Raw genomic sequence first — 16,812 nt, 5'->3', positions numbered from 1 at the left:
CATGAGCCTTGATCCCCGCCCCTCCGTCTCCGTCTGGTCGCTCGCCTGGCGGCAGCTGCTGCGCGACTTCCGTGCCGGCGAACTGCGCCTGCTGGTGGTGGCGGTGATGCTGGCCGTCGCCGCGCTCACGGCAGTGGGCTTTTTCGCTGACCGGCTCAACCAGAGCCTCGCGCGGGACGCCCGGCAACTGCTGGGCGGTGACGCCATCATCGCGAGCGACCAGCCCGCACCCACCGCCTTTGCCGACCGGGCGCTCGGCGCGGGCTTGCAGGTGGTGCGCACGGCGGCCTTCCCGAGCATGGGCCGGGCGCCGGACGACAAGGGCGGGGCCTCGCGGCTCGTGTCCGTCAAGTCGGTCACCGCGGGCTACCCGCTGCGCGGGCAGCTGATGATCGGGGCGTCGGGCCAGGGGGCCGGGGTGCCCTCCACGTCGGTGCCCGAGCGCGGCACCGTGTGGGTCGATGCCACGCTGCTCGACGGCCTGGGCCTGGCCGTGGGCGATCCCCTGCTGCTCGGCGACGCCACGCTGAAGATCGCCGCCGTCATCGTCCAGGAACCCGACCGCGGCGCCGGGTTCATGAGTTTTTCTCCCCGCGTGATGCTGAACGACGCCGACCTGCCCGGCACCGCACTCGTGCAACCGGCGAGCCGGGTCACCTACCGCATGGCGGTGGCCGGGGCCGACGGCCCGGTGGCCACGTTCGTGGCCTGGGCCGAAGCGCAGATCAAGGCCCAGTCGATGCGCGGGTTGCGCGTGGAGTCGCTCGAAACCGGCCGACCCGAGATGCGCCAGACCCTCGACCGCGCCGCCAAGTTCCTGAACCTCGTGGCGCTGCTGGCGGCGCTGCTAGCCGCCGTTGCCGTGGGCATCGCCGCCCGCGATTTCGCGAGCCGCCACCTTGACGACTGCGCGATGCTGCGGGTGCTCGGGCAATCGCAGCGCACCATCGCGCTGCAATACCTCATCGAGTTCGCGCTGGTGGGTGCTATCGCGAGTGTGGCGGGGGTGCTGCTCGGGTTCGCGGTGCACCACGTGTTCGTCTACCTGCTGTCGGGCCTCGTCAACGCCACGCTGCCCGCGCCCGGGGTGTGGCCCGCGCTGTTCGGCGTGGGGGTGGGGTTCACGCTGCTGATGGGGTTCGGGCTGCCGCCGGTGCTGCAACTCGCGCAGGTGCCGCCGCTGCGGGTGATCCGCCGCGACGTGGGGGCCCTGAAGCCCGCATCCATCGCGGTGCTGGCGGCCGGCGCCGTGGGGTTCGCGGCGCTGCTGCTGGCCGTGTCGTCCGACCTGAAGCTCGGCCTCATCGCCGTGGGCGGGTTCGCGGGCGCGGTGGTGGTGTTTGCGGCGCTGTCGTGGTTGGCGGTGCAGGTGCTGCGGCGCGCGGTGCCTGAATCGCGGGCACCCCGCTGGCTCGTGCTGGCCACGCGGCAGATCGCTGCCCGGCCGGCGTTTGCCGTGTTGCAGGTGTCGGCGCTCAGCGTGGGGCTGCTGGCGCTGTGCCTGCTGGTGCTGCTGCGCACCGACCTCATCTCGAGCTGGCGCCAGGCCACGCCGCCCGACGCCCCGAACCGCTTCGTCATCAACGTGATGCCCGATCAGGGCGAGGCATTCCAGGCCCGGTTGAAGGCCGGCGGCGTGCAGAAGTACGACTGGTACCCCATGATCCGGGGCCGCCTGGTGGCGGTCAACGGCAAGCCGATGGACCCTGACAGCCTGCCCGACGAACGCGCGAAGCGGCTGGTCGACCGCGAGTTCAACCTCAGCCACGCCGCTGCCGTGCCGGGCCACAACACGGTGGTGCAGGGGCGGTGGACGCCCGAGGAGGCCGACGCCATCAGCGTCGAGGAAGGCATCGCGGAGACGCTGCACCTGAAGCTCGGCGACACGCTGCGCTTCGACATCGGCGGCCAGATGTCCGAGGCGCGCATCACCAGCCTGCGCAAGCTCGACTGGGGCTCCATGCGCGCCAACTTTTTCGTGATGTACCCGAAGGCGGAGATGCCCGACCTGCCGTCCACCTACATCGCCGCGTTCCGCGCGCCGGCCGAGGCCGGGTTCGACAACGCGCTGAGCCACGCCTTCCCGAACATCACCAACGTCGACGTGTCGCAGTCCATCGGCCAGTTGCAGCGGGTGCTGGATCAGGTGGTGCGTGCGGTGGAGTTCCTGTTCGGCTTCACGCTCGCGGCCGGGCTCGTGGTGCTGTTTGCCGCGATCACCGCCACGCGCGAGGCACGTTCGCGCGAGTTCGCGGTGATGCGCGCGCTTGGCGCGAGCAGCCGCCTGCTGGGCCAGGTGCAGCGCGCAGAGTTGCTGGGGGTGGGAGCGCTTGCCGGGTTCCTCGCTTCGGCCGCTGCCATGGCCGTGGGGTGGGCGCTCGCGAAGTTCGTGTTCCAGTTCACCTGGGCCCCGTCGCCGTGGGTGCCGTTCGTGGGCGCCGCTGCGGGAGCGGTGCTGGCGCTGGCTGCCGGGTGGTGGGGCCTGCGCGAGGTGTTGCGCCGGCCCGTGGTGGAGACCCTCAGGGCGGCTGCCCTGTGACCACCAGCATCGCGGCGGCCAGGTCCTCGAGCGCGGTGCCCACCGACTTGAACACCGTGCGTCCGGCGGCCTCGGTGCGGCCCGGGGTTTCGCCCCGGCACAACGATTCGAGCGTGCCTTTCACATCGCCGGCGGCGAACACGCCGCGCGACATCGGGGCCAGCAGATCGCCGCTTTTCACCAACGCTTCGGGTGTGTCCACGTAAAGCGACGCCCCGGCAAAACACGCGTCATCGGCCTCCCGCATCTGCGGCGTGAAGCTGCCGATCAGGTCGAGGTGGCTGCCGGGGGCGAGCCACTCACCGCGCACCACCGGCTCGGTGGCCAGCGTGGCGCAGCTGACGATGTCGGCGGCGCGCACGGCGGCTTCCAGGTCGATGCCACAGCCGCGGAACCACACCGTCACGTGGTCGATGGGGCGCACGGCGCGGTACGCGCCGGGCAGCAGGCTGCCCACGCGGCCACGCCCGATCACCAGCAGGCGGTGGGCGTCCGGGCGGGCCAGGTGCGAGGCGGCCAGCGCGGATGCGGCCGCCGTGCGGCGTGCGGTGATCTCGTTGCCGTCGATCTGTGCCAGCGGTTCACCGGTGGTGGCGTCGTACAGCGTGTAGGTGGCGAACAGGCCGGGCAGGCCCTTCGCCGCGTTGCCCGGAAAGATGTTGATCGTCTTGATGCCCATGAACCGGCCCTGCCACGCCGGCATGATCAACACCGTGCCGCCGTCGAGCGTGTGGACGTGTCGCGGGGGCACCTGGGCGCCGTCGGCGAACGCCCGCGCCAGCGCGGGGATCAAGCGGTCGAACGGCAGGGCCGCCCGGGTGGCATGGGCGTCGAAGGTGTTCATTCGCCGAGCAGGTGGAGCGCGATCTCGCGACGGTGGGGGCGGGTGCGGTGCTCCCAGAGGTAGATGCCCTGCCAGGTGCCCAGGACGAGCTTGCCCGCTGACAGCGGCACCGAAAGCTGGACGGCAGTCAGGGCCGACCGCACATGCGCCGGCATGTCGTCCGGGCCTTCGTCCTGGTGGTGGAAGAGGGGGTCGCCGTCCGGCACGAGGCGGGCGAAGAAGCGGTCCAGGTCGGCTCGCACGTCGGGGTCGGCGTTCTCCTGCACCAGGAGGCTGGCGGAGGTGTGCCGCACGAACAGCGTGAGCAATCCGTCGCGAAGTCCTTGCGCGGCGACCCACTCACGCACCGGTCGTGTCACCTCGACCAAGCCGCGGCCGCGGGTGTCGAACGTGAGGGTGGTGCCGGACTGCTGGAGCATCCGGCCAGCATAGCGCTGTCAGGCGCTTGCCGAGCGGCGCCAATACGGCGGGTAGGACACCACCAGGCCGTCCGCATCCACTTCCAGCTCCGCCTGGAAGCCGTCGTTGACACCGTGGTACCCGGGCAATTGCGGGCTGTCGGCCGGGCCCGGCGTGCTGGGCAGCGTCTCGAACAGGAAACGCCCCGATGCCGGCAGCGCGGTGTAGCGCTGGCGCACCGGCGCCACGATCAGGTCGGGCAACTGCACGTAGGCCATCGTGAACGGGTGGCTGGCCCCGAGGGTCCACGGCACGCGGCGGATGGGCAGCGTGTTGGTGAGCGGGGTGCCCATGATGTCGATGTCGACCGCGGCGACCAGGTCGGTGCGCACGACCCCGTTGGCCAACCAGCCTTCGCCGTCGTGCCGCAGGTCGAGTTCGCGCAGCCGGCCGTCGAGCTTGACCTGGGCCGACAAGCGCCTGAACACCCAGCCGGGATCGCAGCTGAGCCGGTAGGTGAGTTCGAGCACCCGCTGGTCCCAGGCGGTGACCATGTGGCCGGACACGACGATGCGGCCCCGCTCGTCCTCGCGGACCGTGGCCACGTCCAGGCCGGGCTGCTCCAGCCACGCCCATACGGCGGTTCGGGTGTTCTCCATGGCTTGCACTGTAGGCGCGGCCAGGGTGGATGACACCAAGAGGGTCACTGTCGCGTTTCGCCGCGTGTGCGGACCCTGCCAAGGGCGGCGGGAGCACCTCGTGGTGGTGCAACAATGTGCGCACAGATCTTGCAACGGATCGTATACACGATCCACTCGACCCCGTTGGAGTTCCCGCCCCATGGCCCTGACCAAACGCTGCCTGCTCGCTGCCGCTTCTTCGCTGATCGCCTTTGCCGTTCCGGCCGTGCAGGCCCAGGAGACCCCGATCAAGTTCCAGCTCGACTGGCGGTTCGAGGGCCCCGCGGCCTTGTTCCTGATGCCCGTGGCCAAGGGCCACTTCAAGGCCGAGAAGCTCGACGTGACGGTGGACGCCGGCAACGGCTCGGGCGGCGCGGTGACCCGTGTGGCCTCCGGCACGTACGACATGGGATTCGCGGACCTGGCGGCGCTGATGGAGTTCCACGCCAACAACCCCACGGCACCGAACAAGCCGGTGGCCGTGATGATGGTCTACAACAACACGCCGGCCGCCGTCCTGGCGTTGAAGAAGTCGGGCATCAAGACACCCGCCGACCTGACCGGCAAGAAACTCGGCGCCCCGGTGTTCGACGCCGGCCGCAAGGCCTGGCCCATCTTCGCGAAGGCCAACAAGGTGGGCAACGTGGCCTGGACCGCGATGGACCCGCCTCTGCGCGAGACGATGCTCGTGCGCGGTGACATCGACGCCATCACCGGTTTCTCGTTCACGTCGCTGCTGAACCTCGAGGCCCGCGGCGTGAAGGCCGAGGACGTGGTGATCCTCCCGTACCCGCAGTACGGCGTGAAGCTGTACGGCAACGCCGTGATCGCCTCCGAGTCGTTCCTGAAGAAGAACCCCGAGGCCGTGAAGGCGTTCCTGCGTGCGTTCACGAAGGGCGTGAAGGACACGATCCAGGACCCCAAGGCCGCGATCGCCACCGTGAAGGCGCGTGACGGCATCATCAACGAGTCGCTCGAGCTTCGCCGCCTGCAGATGACCCTCGACGCCACCGTGCTCACGCCCGACGCCCGCGCCGAAGGGTTCGGCGCCGTGTCGCCGGGCCGGCTGAGCCTGATGGCGAGCCAGGTGTCCGATGCCTTCGACACGAAGGCGCGCGTGAACGCCGCCGCCGTGTGGACCGATGCGTACCTGCCGTCGGCCGCCGAACGCGACATCTTCAAGGTTGCCAAGAAGTAGACGATGGCCTTTGTCGAATTCAGCAACGTCTGGCTCGCGTACAACGACGAACTCCTGGCGGAGTCCCGGTTCGCCGTCGAGGACATCACGATGAAGGTCGGGCAGGGCGAGTTCATCGCCATCGTCGGCCCGTCGGGGTGTGGCAAGTCCACCTTCATGAAACTCGCCACCGGCCTGAAGATGCCGTCGCGCGGCAACATCCTGATCGACGGACAGCACGTCTCCGGACCGCTGAAGATCACCGGCATGGCGTTCCAGTCGTCGTCGCTGCTGCCGTGGCGCACCACGCTGCAGAACGTGCTGTTGCCGCTCGAGATCGTGGAGCCGCACCGCTCGCAGTTCCGCGCGCGCCGGGCTGAATACGAGGAAAAGGCCCGCCGGCTGCTGCAGAGCGTGGGCCTTGGCGGCTACGAGGACAAGTTCCCGTGGCAGCTGTCGGGCGGCATGCAGCAGCGGGCGTCGATCTGCCGCGCGCTGATCCACGAACCGAAGATGCTGCTGCTCGACGAACCGTTCGGTGCGCTCGATGCGTTCACGCGCGAGGAACTGTGGTGCATCCTGCGCGACCTGTGGACCGTGCAGAAGTTCAACGTGATCCTGGTCACGCACGACCTGCGCGAGGCCGTGTTCCTCGCTGACACCGTGTACGTGATGAGCCGCAGCCCGGGCCGGCTGCTGGTCAAGCGCGCCATCGAGCTGCCGCGGCCGCGCGAACTCGAAGTCACCTACTCGAGGGAATTCACCGACATCGTGCTCGAACTGCGTGAACACATCGGTGCCATCCGCAAGCCGCTCGGCAACGCACCGGTGCAGGTGGCGCCATGACCCGGAAGCAACGGGAACAATGGGCGCCGTGGGTGCTGCTGGCGGGGGTGCTCTTGCTGTGGGAGCTGGTGTGCCGGGGGTTCGGCATCTCCGACTTCATCTTCCCTGCGCCGTCGACGATCGCGCAGCAGATGTGGGCGCACCACGCGGTGATCGCCAGCCACGCATGGCGCACGTTCTGGGTCACGATGGTGGGATTCGGCCTGTCCATCGTGGTGGGGGTGTTGCTGGGGTTCCTGATCGGCAGCTCGCGCCTGGCCTACGCGGCCATGTACCCGCTGATGACGGCGTTCAACGCGCTGCCGAAGGCGGCGTTCGTGCCCATCCTCGTGGTGTGGTTCGGCATCGGGGTGGGCCCGGCCGTGCTGACGGCCTTCCTGATTTCGTTCTTCCCCATCACGGTCAACATCGCCACCGGCCTCGCCACGCTCGAACCCGAGCTGGAGGACGTGCTGCGGGTGCTCGGCGCCAAGCGCTGGGACGTGCTGGTGAAGGTGGGCCTGCCGCGCTCGATGCCGTACTTCTACGCGTCGCTGAAGGTCGCGATCACGCTGGCCTTCGTCGGCACCACGGTGTCGGAGATGACCGCGGCCAACGAGGGCATCGGCTACCTGCTGATTTCGGCCGGCTCCTCGATGCAGATGGGCCTCGCGTTCGCCGGCCTGGTCGTGGTGGGCGCGATGGCCATGGCGATGTACGAACTCTTTGCCGTGGTGGAAAAACGCACGACTGGCTGGGCACATCGCAGCGCCGGGGCCTCATGACCTGACGGTTGTGGCCGAAAACGCTTCAGGAGCCGTGCGGCCGCCCGGGCTTCCCACCCCGCGCGCTTCGCCGCTGCGGGGTTTTCGCTTTTCAACCTGGGATCGCTTCCAGCAAGGAGTGGCCGATGGACAAGGTCTGGCGCAAAGGCGTGCCGTTCGATCCGGCGGTGGCCCCGCTGGTCGCCCGCATGGCGCTGGTGGACGAGTACCGCGAGACGCTGCTGCGCCTGCACGGCACCTGGGACACGTTGGCACTGCTCGGGCAGATGAGCGGCACGATGGCCGAGATCGCCCAGACGCGCGAGAGCTTCCAGACCCTGAGCCACGTGCTGCTCGACAGCCTGGCCCGCCAGCAGCTGCGCGACGTGACACACCGGTTGCACGGCACCGCCCAGGTCGCCATCGACGTGCTCGTGCGCAACCTGTTCGAGCGCACGGCCGACGTGGGTTTCCTGTCCACCGACACCGCGGTGCGCAGCCTGGTGGCCAACCCGGCCGGCGCCGACCGCACCGCCCTCGAGGCGCGGTTCGCAGCCTACGTGGCCAAGTACTCGGTGTATGACGACGTCGTGGTGCTCGACCCGTCCGGCCGGGTGCTGGCGCGGCTCGATGGCACGGCCGCATGCGCCCGCTGCCCTGAACCGTGGGTAGCCGACGCGCTGCGCCCCGGTGTTCCGTACGTGGAGCGGTTCGGCCCGAGCGACCTGCGGGATGGCCGGCGCGGGCTGCTCTACGCGGCCGCGATTCCCGGCGCCGACGGCCGGGCGGCCGGTGTCTTGTGCCTGTCGTTCCGTTTCGACGACGAGATGGTGCGCCTCTTCGAGCGCCTGTCGCACGACGGTGATGGCACGGTGGTGGCATTGCTCGATGCCAGCGGCCGGGTGACGGCAAGTTCCGACCCCTGGCAACTCCCGGTGGGCCTGCCGGTGCCCCGGGCGCGGGCAGGCGGAAACCTCGTGCGCCTCGCCGGGCGCGACTACCTGGCTGCCCGCGCGCCAGCGACCGGGTTCCAGGGTTACGGCGGTCCCGGTTGGGAAGGCCTGGCCGTGGTGCCCGCGGACATCGCCTTTGCCGATCCGGGCCTGGCCGCCACCGGGTCACACGGCGCACTCGCCCACACGCTCGACACGCGCGACATCTTCGACGAGGAACTGCGTGGCATCCCGCTGCAGGCCGAGGGCATCCAGCGCACGCTGGCGCAGTCGGTCTGGAATGGCAAGCTGCAGCTCGGCCGTGGGTCGGCGGGGCAGGGGGGCAACGCCCTGGCCGCCGCACTCCTGAAGGAGGTGAGTGCCACCGGGGACCGCATCCGCGTGGTGATCCGGGATGCGATTTCCCGGCTGCACACCACGGCGCTGTCGTCGATCCTCGAACACGCCCGCTTCCAGGCCGGCCTGGCCATCGAGATCGTGGACCGCAACCTGTACGAGCGGGCCAACGACTGCCGGTGGTGGGCCTTGAGCGGCGACCTGCAGCAGGCGCTGTCCGACCCGGCCCAGGGGCCCCGGGCCGGTGACGTGCTGGCCCACATCAACGGCCTGTACACGGTGTACTCGCTGCTCGTGCTGTTCGACACCCAGGGCCGTGTCGTGGCCGTGTCAGACCCGGCCCGCGCCGACTGCGTGGGCCAGGCGCTCGACAGCGACCTCGTGCGCAGCACACTGGCGCTGCGCGATCCCCAGGCCTACCACGTGACGCCGCACGCGCCGTCGGCATTGAGCGGCGGCGTCCCGACCCTGACGTACAGCGCCGCGCTGCAGGGGGGCGGCGTGGCCGTGGTGTTCGACGGGGCGAGCCAGTTTGCCGCCATGCTTCACGACGCCATGCCTGGCACGCCCGGGTCGATCGGCCTGCTGCTCGACCGCCAGGGCCGGGTGGTGGCCAGCACCGACCCGCGCTTCGAGGTGGGCGGCACGGCGCCCGTGCCGCCGGCCCTGCTGGAGCTGCCCCGGGGCGGTTCTGCGCACGATGTGATCGAGATCGATGGCACCCACTACGCAGTGGGTGTGGGCCACAGCGGTGGCTACCGCGAGTACCGCACCAGCGGCGACTGCCGGCCCGACGACCTCGTGGTGGCGATGTTGATGCGGCTCGGCGACCGCCAGGCGGTGGTCCCGCCGGAGCTGGCCCGCTTCGAGGTTCGCTCCGTCAACGGCGGCGCCGCACACGACACCGCGGACATCGCCAGCTTCGTGGTGGACGGCGGCTGGTTCGGCCTGCCGGCCGAGGCCGTGGCGCAGGCGCTGGTGGGGCGGCACGTCACGCCGCTGCCAAATGCCCGCCCGCACGTGCTCGGGCTGGTGTCCTGGCAGGACCAGATGATCGCCGTGGTCGACCTGGCGGCCTGGCAGTCGGGCCACGCCGCCGCCCGCCGCGAGGGCCCGCTGCTCGTGTGCCGGGCGGCCGGCGGGAAACACTTCGCCGTGCGGGTGGACGCGCTGGGTGACGTGCTGGGTGTACCGGTGGTGTCGCTCCAGCCGTGGCAGTCGCCGGTGGATGGTGCTCCGCTGCAGTTGCTGGCCGGCACGGCCGGTGGACAGCCGGCGATGCTCACCGTGCTGGGCCTGTCGGGCCTGCTGAAAGCCGTGGGCGACGCGGGGGCCGTCCGCGCGGCCGGGCAGGCCGTGGCCGTGACGGCCTGATCTGCGGCGGGGGGCGACCGGCTACAATCGGGGGATCTGCTCGCTGCCGGTCCGCCGCTCGCGCCCCACCGGCTCCCCCTGCCCACTGTTGTCTGCGCCCGCCCATCCCGGTCCGGCGCGTGTGCCCATGCCTGCCCCGTCTTCCCGAATGCTGCACCTCGATGTCCTGAAGGCGCTCGCCGCCCAGGTCATCGTCTGGCACCACCTGTCCGCCTACGGCCCCGTCGCCGAGACCGTGCAGGACTTCCTGCCCGGCCTCATGGCCGCGCTGTACCACTATGGGCGCATGGGCGTGCAGGTGTTCCTCGTGGTAGGCGGGTTTCTCTGCGCACGTGGCCTGGCGCCGCAGCGCGAGCCACTGAACGGCACGCTGCCGCAGCTGGGCCGCCTGCTGGGGCGCCGCTACCTGCGGCTGGCGGTGCCATTTTTCGCGGCGGTGCTGTTGACGCTCGCCTGTTCGGCGCTGGTGGCGCCCTGGTTGCCCGATCTCGTGCCGGCCTCGGTCAACCTGGCCCAACTGCTGTCACATGCCTTGCTGCTGCACGGGGTGCTGGGCCACGAGGCGCTGACGGTGGGGGCCTGGTACGTGGCGATCGACCTGCAGCTGTTTGCGCTGCTGCTGGGGCTGCTGTGGTGTGCACGCGGAATGCCGCGGGCACGTGCGATGGCACCCGCGCTGGTGCTGGCCGTCACGCTCGCATCCCTGTGGGTCTTCAACCTCGACGATGGGCTCGACAACTGGGCGCCGTACTTTTTTGGCGCCTACGGCCTGGGTGCACTGGTGCACTGGCTGAGCCCGAGCCGCGCCCGCGGCCGCTGGCTGTTGGTGCTGAGCCTGTCGGTGCTGGCCGCGCTGGCCTGTGATTTCCGGGGCCGCATCGCGCTGGCCCTGGTGACCGCGCTGGTGCTGGCGCTGCTGCAGTGGCGGCACGAGGGCGGCCGCCCGCTGCTGGCGCCGGGCCGCCTCGGGGCGCTGGTGGGCCACCTCGGCACCCACTCCTACGCGCTGTTCCTGGTGCACTTCCCGATCTGCCTGCTCGTCAACGCGCTGTTCGAGCAGAAAGACGCCGACCACCCGGGGGTGGCCTTGGGGTCGATGCTGGGCGCGTGGTTGCTGAGCAACCTGGCCGCCTTGCTGTTCTACCGGTGGGTCGAGGCGCCGGCCGGGCGCTTGCGCCTGCGCTGGCCGCGCCTGCAGCCCGCCTGATCCGGCCGGCCCAGGGGCCGGGCCGTGGTGAGAGAGAACCGAAAGCGCTGGAATTTCCCGAAATTCGCTGGACTCGATTCGCAGAAAGCGCTGGACTACGGACGTTCAGTCGTTTTTCGTGAACCTCAACGCCCGCTCGCCGCAGCCGGTACCAGACGCAAGTTTGCCTTCTCGAAATCGGCCATTCCCGGCAATCGGCACTCGGCCAGAAGGAGTCCTTCGCGAGCAGCGCCGAAAGCGGCCGCTCGTCGAAGATGTACCAGCAGCCGTCCGGGAGAACTGGCGCTTCCTGCCGAAGTGGGACCCGTTGAGCGACGGGTACCGTCCTCTACCCGAGTGATCGCACGGCCTTTATTAATTCGTCGTCCGATAGGTTGGGGGCCATTAGGATCTTGTCGACTCGCGGAGATTGTTTGCGGATCGGATGGACGACCGAGTTAAATACGGTGATGAACCGGTGTTGCTGCAGGAGCTCTAGCACTGGTTCAACCAGACGTGCGACCTCGGGTTTGGTGATACCTCGTCCGAACGAACTAATTTTTCGACCCGAGCCAGGTTGTCGATACAGCTTTCGAAGTACGGTCACTAGTGCCTTGAGGTTGGCTGGAAGATCCGACCTCAAAACAGCGTTGTTCGTCGCCATGCTGTCATACGCCTCAATCTCGGTGTCGTCGTCTATCAGTCCCGCAGGAAGTCCCGCCCTTTCAGTGATCCCACATACCTTAGAGATAAGGCAAGAAGCGAAGCGAACACCGTCGGCACCGTCTAACGACCCGAAGGCAAGTTCATGAACGATCGAATTCGCGAGCGAAAGGCGCTTGATGCGGATCTCGTCGAGCGGAAGGCGACCGAATGTTCCGGCATTCACCAAGAGTCCACGGAAGTCGATCTCTTCGTACTCTAAATCGATAGCCATGCGCACGGCGACGGCGACGCAGTCTGCAAGGAGCTGCGCCCCAGCGCTATCGCGCATAGTCTTTACGGCGAGCTGTTCAGCCACTCCTATTAGTGTCTCTGGCGTTGCACCACTCTTCGAAAGAACATGCGTGGACATTGAGACTGCCTTATCGCTAAATTCGGCCAACGGGACTGGGAGAAATCCCTGGAATGCCGTCAGCGCTCGGCGGGCGAATGCGCCTCCCTGCAGTGCGCCCAGCATGTCAAAATCTACGAAAGAACGATTGCCGGGCTCACCATCTCGATGAGTCAGGCCGGGCAACCGCTGGAGTTGGGCAAGCACACCTTCGCCCGCCGCCTGCCCGGTTTCTGCGAAATATGCTTCCGCAAGATCGACGCCAGTGACGGGGCCGGTTCCGGAACTTTTCGATCTAACAGACTCGGCGAGTCTCTCGAGCACTGCGCGAATGGTCGCTGGATCCATCGATGAATTCTCGAGTTGCGACTCTCTCTCGCAAATTCGCGTCAAGAACTCGTCCCAGGCATGCCCAAATCCTCGCGATGACTCAATGGCAAGGATTTCAGAAAAAAGGTTCTGTCGAATCAGATACGCCAAGATCAGCGGCTTGCGCGGCAGCCAGTCGGGGAGTCGTGAAGTTATGCCGTTCCTTCTTAGAAAATCGTTGGCGTCATCGTCCGAAAACTCCTCAAGGTTTACAGTCAGACAGGGCCGCAAACCGGTACCTAATGAGGTCGATAACTCGGAGTCGCTGTCAAAATAATGGTCGCGACCGCAGACAAAGATGCCTACCCCAGCCGGGGCCCTTTGCGTGAAGTCCCGTACGCCTTGAAGAGCGCGGCGGCGCGCGTCCCGCATGAAGTTTTTGTTATCTGTCTTGACGACGGTCTGCGATGCCACTTCATCAAAACCGTCGAGTAGAAGGCAGCACATCCCAGCTCGCCACGCAACCACTACGTCCTCTCTCGGCGTATAGCCAATGCTTCTGGCGTGCCTGTCAAGGATCTCGTCACTGTAGTCTTCGCCCCAGTGATCGCGAAGGTTGAGAGTGAGGGGAATGGGCGAACTTGGATCGTCTCGGTGCATCTTTGAAAGACGCTTGAAGAGTTCGCGCGTCGTTAGGCTCTTTCCCGAGCCAAAGGGGGCCTTCAGAACGACAGTTCCTCCCTCGGCGATTCGAAGAACCAGTTGGTGCAACGAGATTGTTTGGGCCGACCTGAACGGCGATTGAGTCCTTGAGTCTGAGACTACAGTTATCGGCAACAAAATGTAGGCGTTGTCCGCAATGCTCACCGAATCGGTCTGGGGGTCACGGGCGGAGCCAAAGGCCCATCGATCTCTGAGCGAGAGATACTTGCCGCTGTCAAAAAAACGACGCTGAAACTGCTCAAGCGTTAGAGCAATCACATTGCTCTTTCGAGCCATTTCAACGTGTTGCGCATCAAGCTGGTGTTCAGTAATCAGCCATTTGGAGACTGCAGGTGAGTGCGTCCGTTCTATGGATTCTGCAGCTAGCAGCTTTCGGACGTCGTCTCGGGCCTTGTCGAGCTTTGTGCTCGTCGTAGCCATGATCAAGTGCGTAACGTCTCGCAGCCGCGCAATTCCGTCGATCTCACGAACAACAGGGTCGTTCGGGTAGTGAGACGGTTGGCATGTTCCTGGCTCAAGTCTCCAGACTGCCTCGGCCACACGTCGGACTTCTGCCTCGAAGCTCATGTTGTAGCGATAAGAATTCGACATGATGGAGTATCGAGTTTGAGACGGCTTACGTTTGCGCCGAGGCCGCCGTCACGGATTGATGCTCGGGCCGCGCGTTGCAGCATAGACCAAGGCGTTGCGCGGCCGAAGCGCAACGTCGGGAAGAGGGTCTCGAGCGAAGTGGCGGGTCGCAGCTCTTGCAGGAGTGCGCTGCGGCGCTGCAGCGGCATCGGCGCGAGGAAACGGCATGCGGGCTTGCGGCGCACTTCCGAGCGGACGCGTATGGACCCTGGACCAAAAGAACGTGCGGCAAATACTGGCGTAAGGCCTTGTTCTGCCCAGCCCGTGCTGGCTGGGCGAGAAGCGCCCTTGTCGAACTGACTGCCCGGCGCAGCACGGCGGCGCGGAGCGCCATCGGACAGACTGAAGCCTCCTTCCGGGTGTGCCGGCGGCCGTCCGGCCCTTACATGCCCGAACGGCGGCTCGGGGTCGCGACTTGACGACCGTTTCCCCGAACTCGCCGCCCGGAACTTGTCATTCGACTTGACGACGCCGGTCAGGTGACATGCGCCGGCGCCGGTCACGGCCACAAGCGAACGTCAGCGCCAGGGTGCCTTTCGGATCGGCGTATCTGGGTACGCTTCTCGTAATAGCTACGAGCGCTGGAAGCAATCCGGCGCCGGGCAGATTCCTCGGATGTCGAACCTCCGCCTCTGCTTTGGTTCAAGCCACGAGTGGTGAAAAGGGGCCGAGGTACGGCTTAATGGCCGCGATGACAGCGATGCGTGCATCAGTTCTAGCGAGGCGAACCACGAACTCGACGAGTTCTCCCGCCTTCAGTCCCAATGCGCTTCCGATCTGATTTGGCAGCGACTTGCGGTTGTAGAGGCGCAGCAATCCTCGGTAGTCTGTCGCGTTGATCGCAGTCTGAAATTCCCCATCGAACTGCGCGTACAGGGCAGAAATGTCGATGTCCTGGGTCAGTTGTTGCAAGGCGGTGGAGAGGGCGGGCACTCCACGGGCCGAAGCATCGAAGCAATTGAGCTTGAACTTTACTTCCGCGATGACCCGCAGAGAGACCTGGGTGTCGAGTTCGGTTTTCAACTGCTTGAAGACCTGCGTGACGGCCTGGTTGAAATCGGCTCTGGTGTCGCGAGCCAAGCGGGCGCTGACGAGTGCCAGAACCTCCTCTGTGCAGAAGAGGCTTTCGACCTCCGCAACGTCCAGTGTGTAGATGTTGTCGGTTTGCAGCGCTGCGATTTCTAGCGCTGTGCGCCGGTCACGATCAATGAGGCCGTAGACCTGCAGGTGGTGGAGCTGAGTATTCGAACGCAAAGCTCGAACAGCTTGGATAACCTGGTCACAGCTCCCGCGAGGGATGACCAGGAAGCCGGTGAGTATCTCTCGGTAGAGCGAGACGTCGTGACTGCCGTTCACGCCCTCGACGAAGACAACGGGCTTTCGACTGCCGAGCACTTCAATCAAAAGGTCATCCGGGAGGTCGTCTTTGTCCTCGATGAGTTCCCAATCCCAAGATGTTCCATCGAAAGACTTGAGCCAGACGCGCTGCGCGCCCTCTTGGGCTACGGCGAAGTCGACATCGTGAGTCAGATACACGAACAGACAATCGGGGCGAAGTCTCTCAACCTCCGCCCACAGCGGGGCTTGCACCGACTTATGCAGGTGCAATTCAGGCTCGTCGATGACGATGATGGCGTCTTGGGGCGCGGCAAGACACTGGCCGATGAGATAGAAGATGACGCGTTCGCCATCGCTCATCTCAGACGAGTTGTAGATTTTGCTCGTGTCACCGCGAACCTGGGTCTGGATCCGTAGACCGCCGACCACGAGTTCGCGGTGAGGGAGGATCCGTTCCCATACCCGCTTCACCTTGTCCATCCTAGTCAGCGGCGGCTCGAGCTTCGTGGCTGATTGGCGCTGGGCGATCTTAAATTTGGCGTTCTCCTCCGTCTCGTCCGAGAACAGAAACACCATCAGCTTCTGGAAGTCGTTCAGGAAAAACGTGGCGGGCTTGTCCCGCCATCGATGGTTCTTGTTTTGTCGCCCGGTGGGGTGGCCAAAGATCAGATCCTGCTCCGCGAGATCGATAGAAGTCGGCGTCGTCGTGTCAGGCATAGTCAACGACTTCTGCGCAGAGATTCTGAACACCCGGGCATGATCAGGCGAGCTCATGTCAAGCCAAGTTCCAAGGCGAGTCTTGCCTGAGCCATTGGCCCCGACGAAAAGCAGATTCCCACCAGTTGTAATCGTCTGATTGGCTGCACCGCGGCGTGGAAGCGTGATGGATCGCGTGACTGGATTTGTTGACATCGAATGTGCTCATTTCGGGTCTATCGAATGGGGTCGGCCAGTGCCAATCGAGACCGCGGTGCTTCGCAGTTCGATGTCATTCTCAAGCGCAACCTATGCCCTGGGAGAATGACTCCTGAGCCATCCGATGGCTTGGCCCCGACTGGCTATGGTAGAGCGAGCAGCGGCTGCTTTTCGGCAGCATGTTGCCGGAGGCGAAGGGCTGCATTGGGTCGATTCGGGACACCCGCGTACAAGACCGGCGCATCCGATACCGGAAACGGGCATGCTGCGAGGAAGTCCTGCGCTATTCGCATGTCGGGGCGGGAAGTCCAGGCATTTCCGTGAGTTCGCTGGTCTGCCTCTCCGGAATAGGCAGGGCAGCCATTGATTCGCTTGGCCCCGCAGTCCGGTCCAGGCAATTCGGCGTCCCTGCACGTGGGTTCAGAGCTTGAACACCGACACCACTTCGGCCAGGCGGTGGGCCTGGTCTTTCAGGCTCTCGGCGGCGGCGGCCGATTCCTCGACGAGCGCGGCGTTCTGCTGTGTCATCTGGTCGAGCTGGGTCACCGCCGTGTTGACCTGGCCGATGCCGTCGGACTGCTCGGACGACGCGGCGGTGATCTCGCCGATGATGTCCGTCACACGCTGGACGCTGCCGACGATCTCGTTCATCGTCTGGCCGGCGTCGGCCACGAGGCGGGAACCCGACTCGACCTTCTCGACCGACGCGTTGATCAGGCCCTTGATCTCCTTGGCGGCGTTGGCCGAGCGCTGGGCCAGGCTGCGC

12 protein-coding genes are annotated in these 16,812 nt (G+C 66.5%); 6 read left to right on the top strand and 6 right to left on the bottom strand.

The annotated features are described in order from the left end of the window. Position 1 precedes the first annotated feature (1 nt). Complete coding sequence (locus tag ASC87_RS28445) at positions 2–2,539, top strand: ABC transporter permease (RefSeq protein WP_056671206.1); 2,538 nt, start codon at positions 2–4, stop codon at positions 2,537–2,539. Here the strand turns inward: ASC87_RS28445 and ASC87_RS28440 are convergent. Genes ASC87_RS28440 through ASC87_RS28430 form a run of 3 tightly spaced genes read right to left on the bottom strand, consistent with a single transcriptional unit; the run spans position 2,520 to position 4,441 of the window. After that, on the bottom strand, positions 2,520–3,383 hold the full coding sequence (locus tag ASC87_RS28440; RefSeq protein ID WP_056671204.1) for an ornithine cyclodeaminase: 864 nt from the start codon (positions 3,381–3,383) through the stop codon (positions 2,520–2,522). The two genes, ASC87_RS28445 and ASC87_RS28440, sit on opposite strands and share 20 nt — an antisense overlap. After that, positions 3,380–3,802, bottom strand: coding sequence for a secondary thiamine-phosphate synthase enzyme YjbQ (locus ASC87_RS28435; protein ID WP_056671202.1), 423 nt, complete (start codon positions 3,800–3,802; stop codon positions 3,380–3,382). The genes ASC87_RS28440 and ASC87_RS28435 overlap by 4 nt, the downstream gene beginning before the upstream one ends. A gap of 18 nt (positions 3,803–3,820) precedes the next feature. Further along, positions 3,821–4,441, bottom strand: a complete 621-nt coding sequence (locus ASC87_RS28430) for a putative glycolipid-binding domain-containing protein (protein ID WP_056671200.1) — start codon at positions 4,439–4,441, stop codon at positions 3,821–3,823. A 181-nt stretch (positions 4,442–4,622) separates the two neighbouring features. Here ASC87_RS28430 and ASC87_RS28425 point away from each other — a divergent pair, with 181 nt between their 5' ends. From ASC87_RS28425 to ASC87_RS28405, 5 genes are all read left to right on the top strand, one after another. Next, entirely contained in the window at positions 4,623–5,660 is a 1,038-nt protein-coding gene (locus tag ASC87_RS28425; RefSeq protein ID WP_056671199.1) for an ABC transporter substrate-binding protein, read from the top strand. A 3-nt stretch (positions 5,661–5,663) separates the two neighbouring features. After that, positions 5,664–6,485 carry an ABC transporter ATP-binding protein gene (locus tag ASC87_RS28420; RefSeq protein WP_056671197.1) on the top strand — a complete coding sequence of 274 codons (822 nt, stop codon included), beginning with the start codon at positions 5,664–5,666 and terminating at the stop codon, positions 6,483–6,485. After that, positions 6,482–7,249: an ABC transporter permease gene (locus ASC87_RS28415; protein WP_056671195.1), complete on the top strand. Its 768-nt coding sequence runs from the start codon at positions 6,482–6,484 to the stop codon at positions 7,247–7,249. The genes ASC87_RS28420 and ASC87_RS28415 overlap by 4 nt, the downstream gene beginning before the upstream one ends. 125 nt (positions 7,250–7,374) lie before the next feature. Continuing rightward, complete coding sequence (locus ASC87_RS28410; protein WP_056671193.1) at positions 7,375–9,891, top strand: chemotaxis protein CheW; 2,517 nt, start codon at positions 7,375–7,377, stop codon at positions 9,889–9,891. A 127-nt stretch (positions 9,892–10,018) separates the two neighbouring features. After that, positions 10,019–11,098 (top strand): acyltransferase, encoded by a 1,080-nt coding sequence (locus tag ASC87_RS28405; RefSeq protein WP_082569032.1) that lies wholly within the window; start codon positions 10,019–10,021, stop codon positions 11,096–11,098. Positions 11,099–11,426: 328 nt separating this feature from the next. On the opposite strand, the gene ASC87_RS32325 is transcribed toward ASC87_RS28405, so the two are convergent. From ASC87_RS32325 to ASC87_RS28390, 3 genes are all read right to left on the bottom strand, one after another. After that, positions 11,427–13,754 (bottom strand): NACHT domain-containing NTPase, encoded by a 2,328-nt coding sequence (locus tag ASC87_RS32325; protein ID WP_157604439.1) that lies wholly within the window; start codon positions 13,752–13,754, stop codon positions 11,427–11,429. Between the two features lie 681 nt (positions 13,755–14,435). Then, the gene (locus tag ASC87_RS28395; protein ID WP_200954569.1) at positions 14,436–15,905 is read right to left on the bottom strand and encodes a DUF4435 domain-containing protein; all 1,470 of its coding nucleotides are present in this window, start codon (positions 15,903–15,905) and stop codon (positions 14,436–14,438) included. Between the two features lie 561 nt (positions 15,906–16,466). Further along, a partial coding sequence (locus tag ASC87_RS28390) for a methyl-accepting chemotaxis protein (protein WP_235582337.1) occupies positions 16,467–16,812 on the bottom strand: 346 nt, incomplete at its 5' end.

Source organism: Rhizobacter sp. Root1221, assembly GCF_001425785.1.
In the GTDB taxonomy this organism is placed as follows: Bacteria; Pseudomonadota; Gammaproteobacteria; order Burkholderiales; family Burkholderiaceae_C; genus Rhizobacter.
This window is presented reverse-complemented; position numbering and strand designations above follow the sequence as displayed.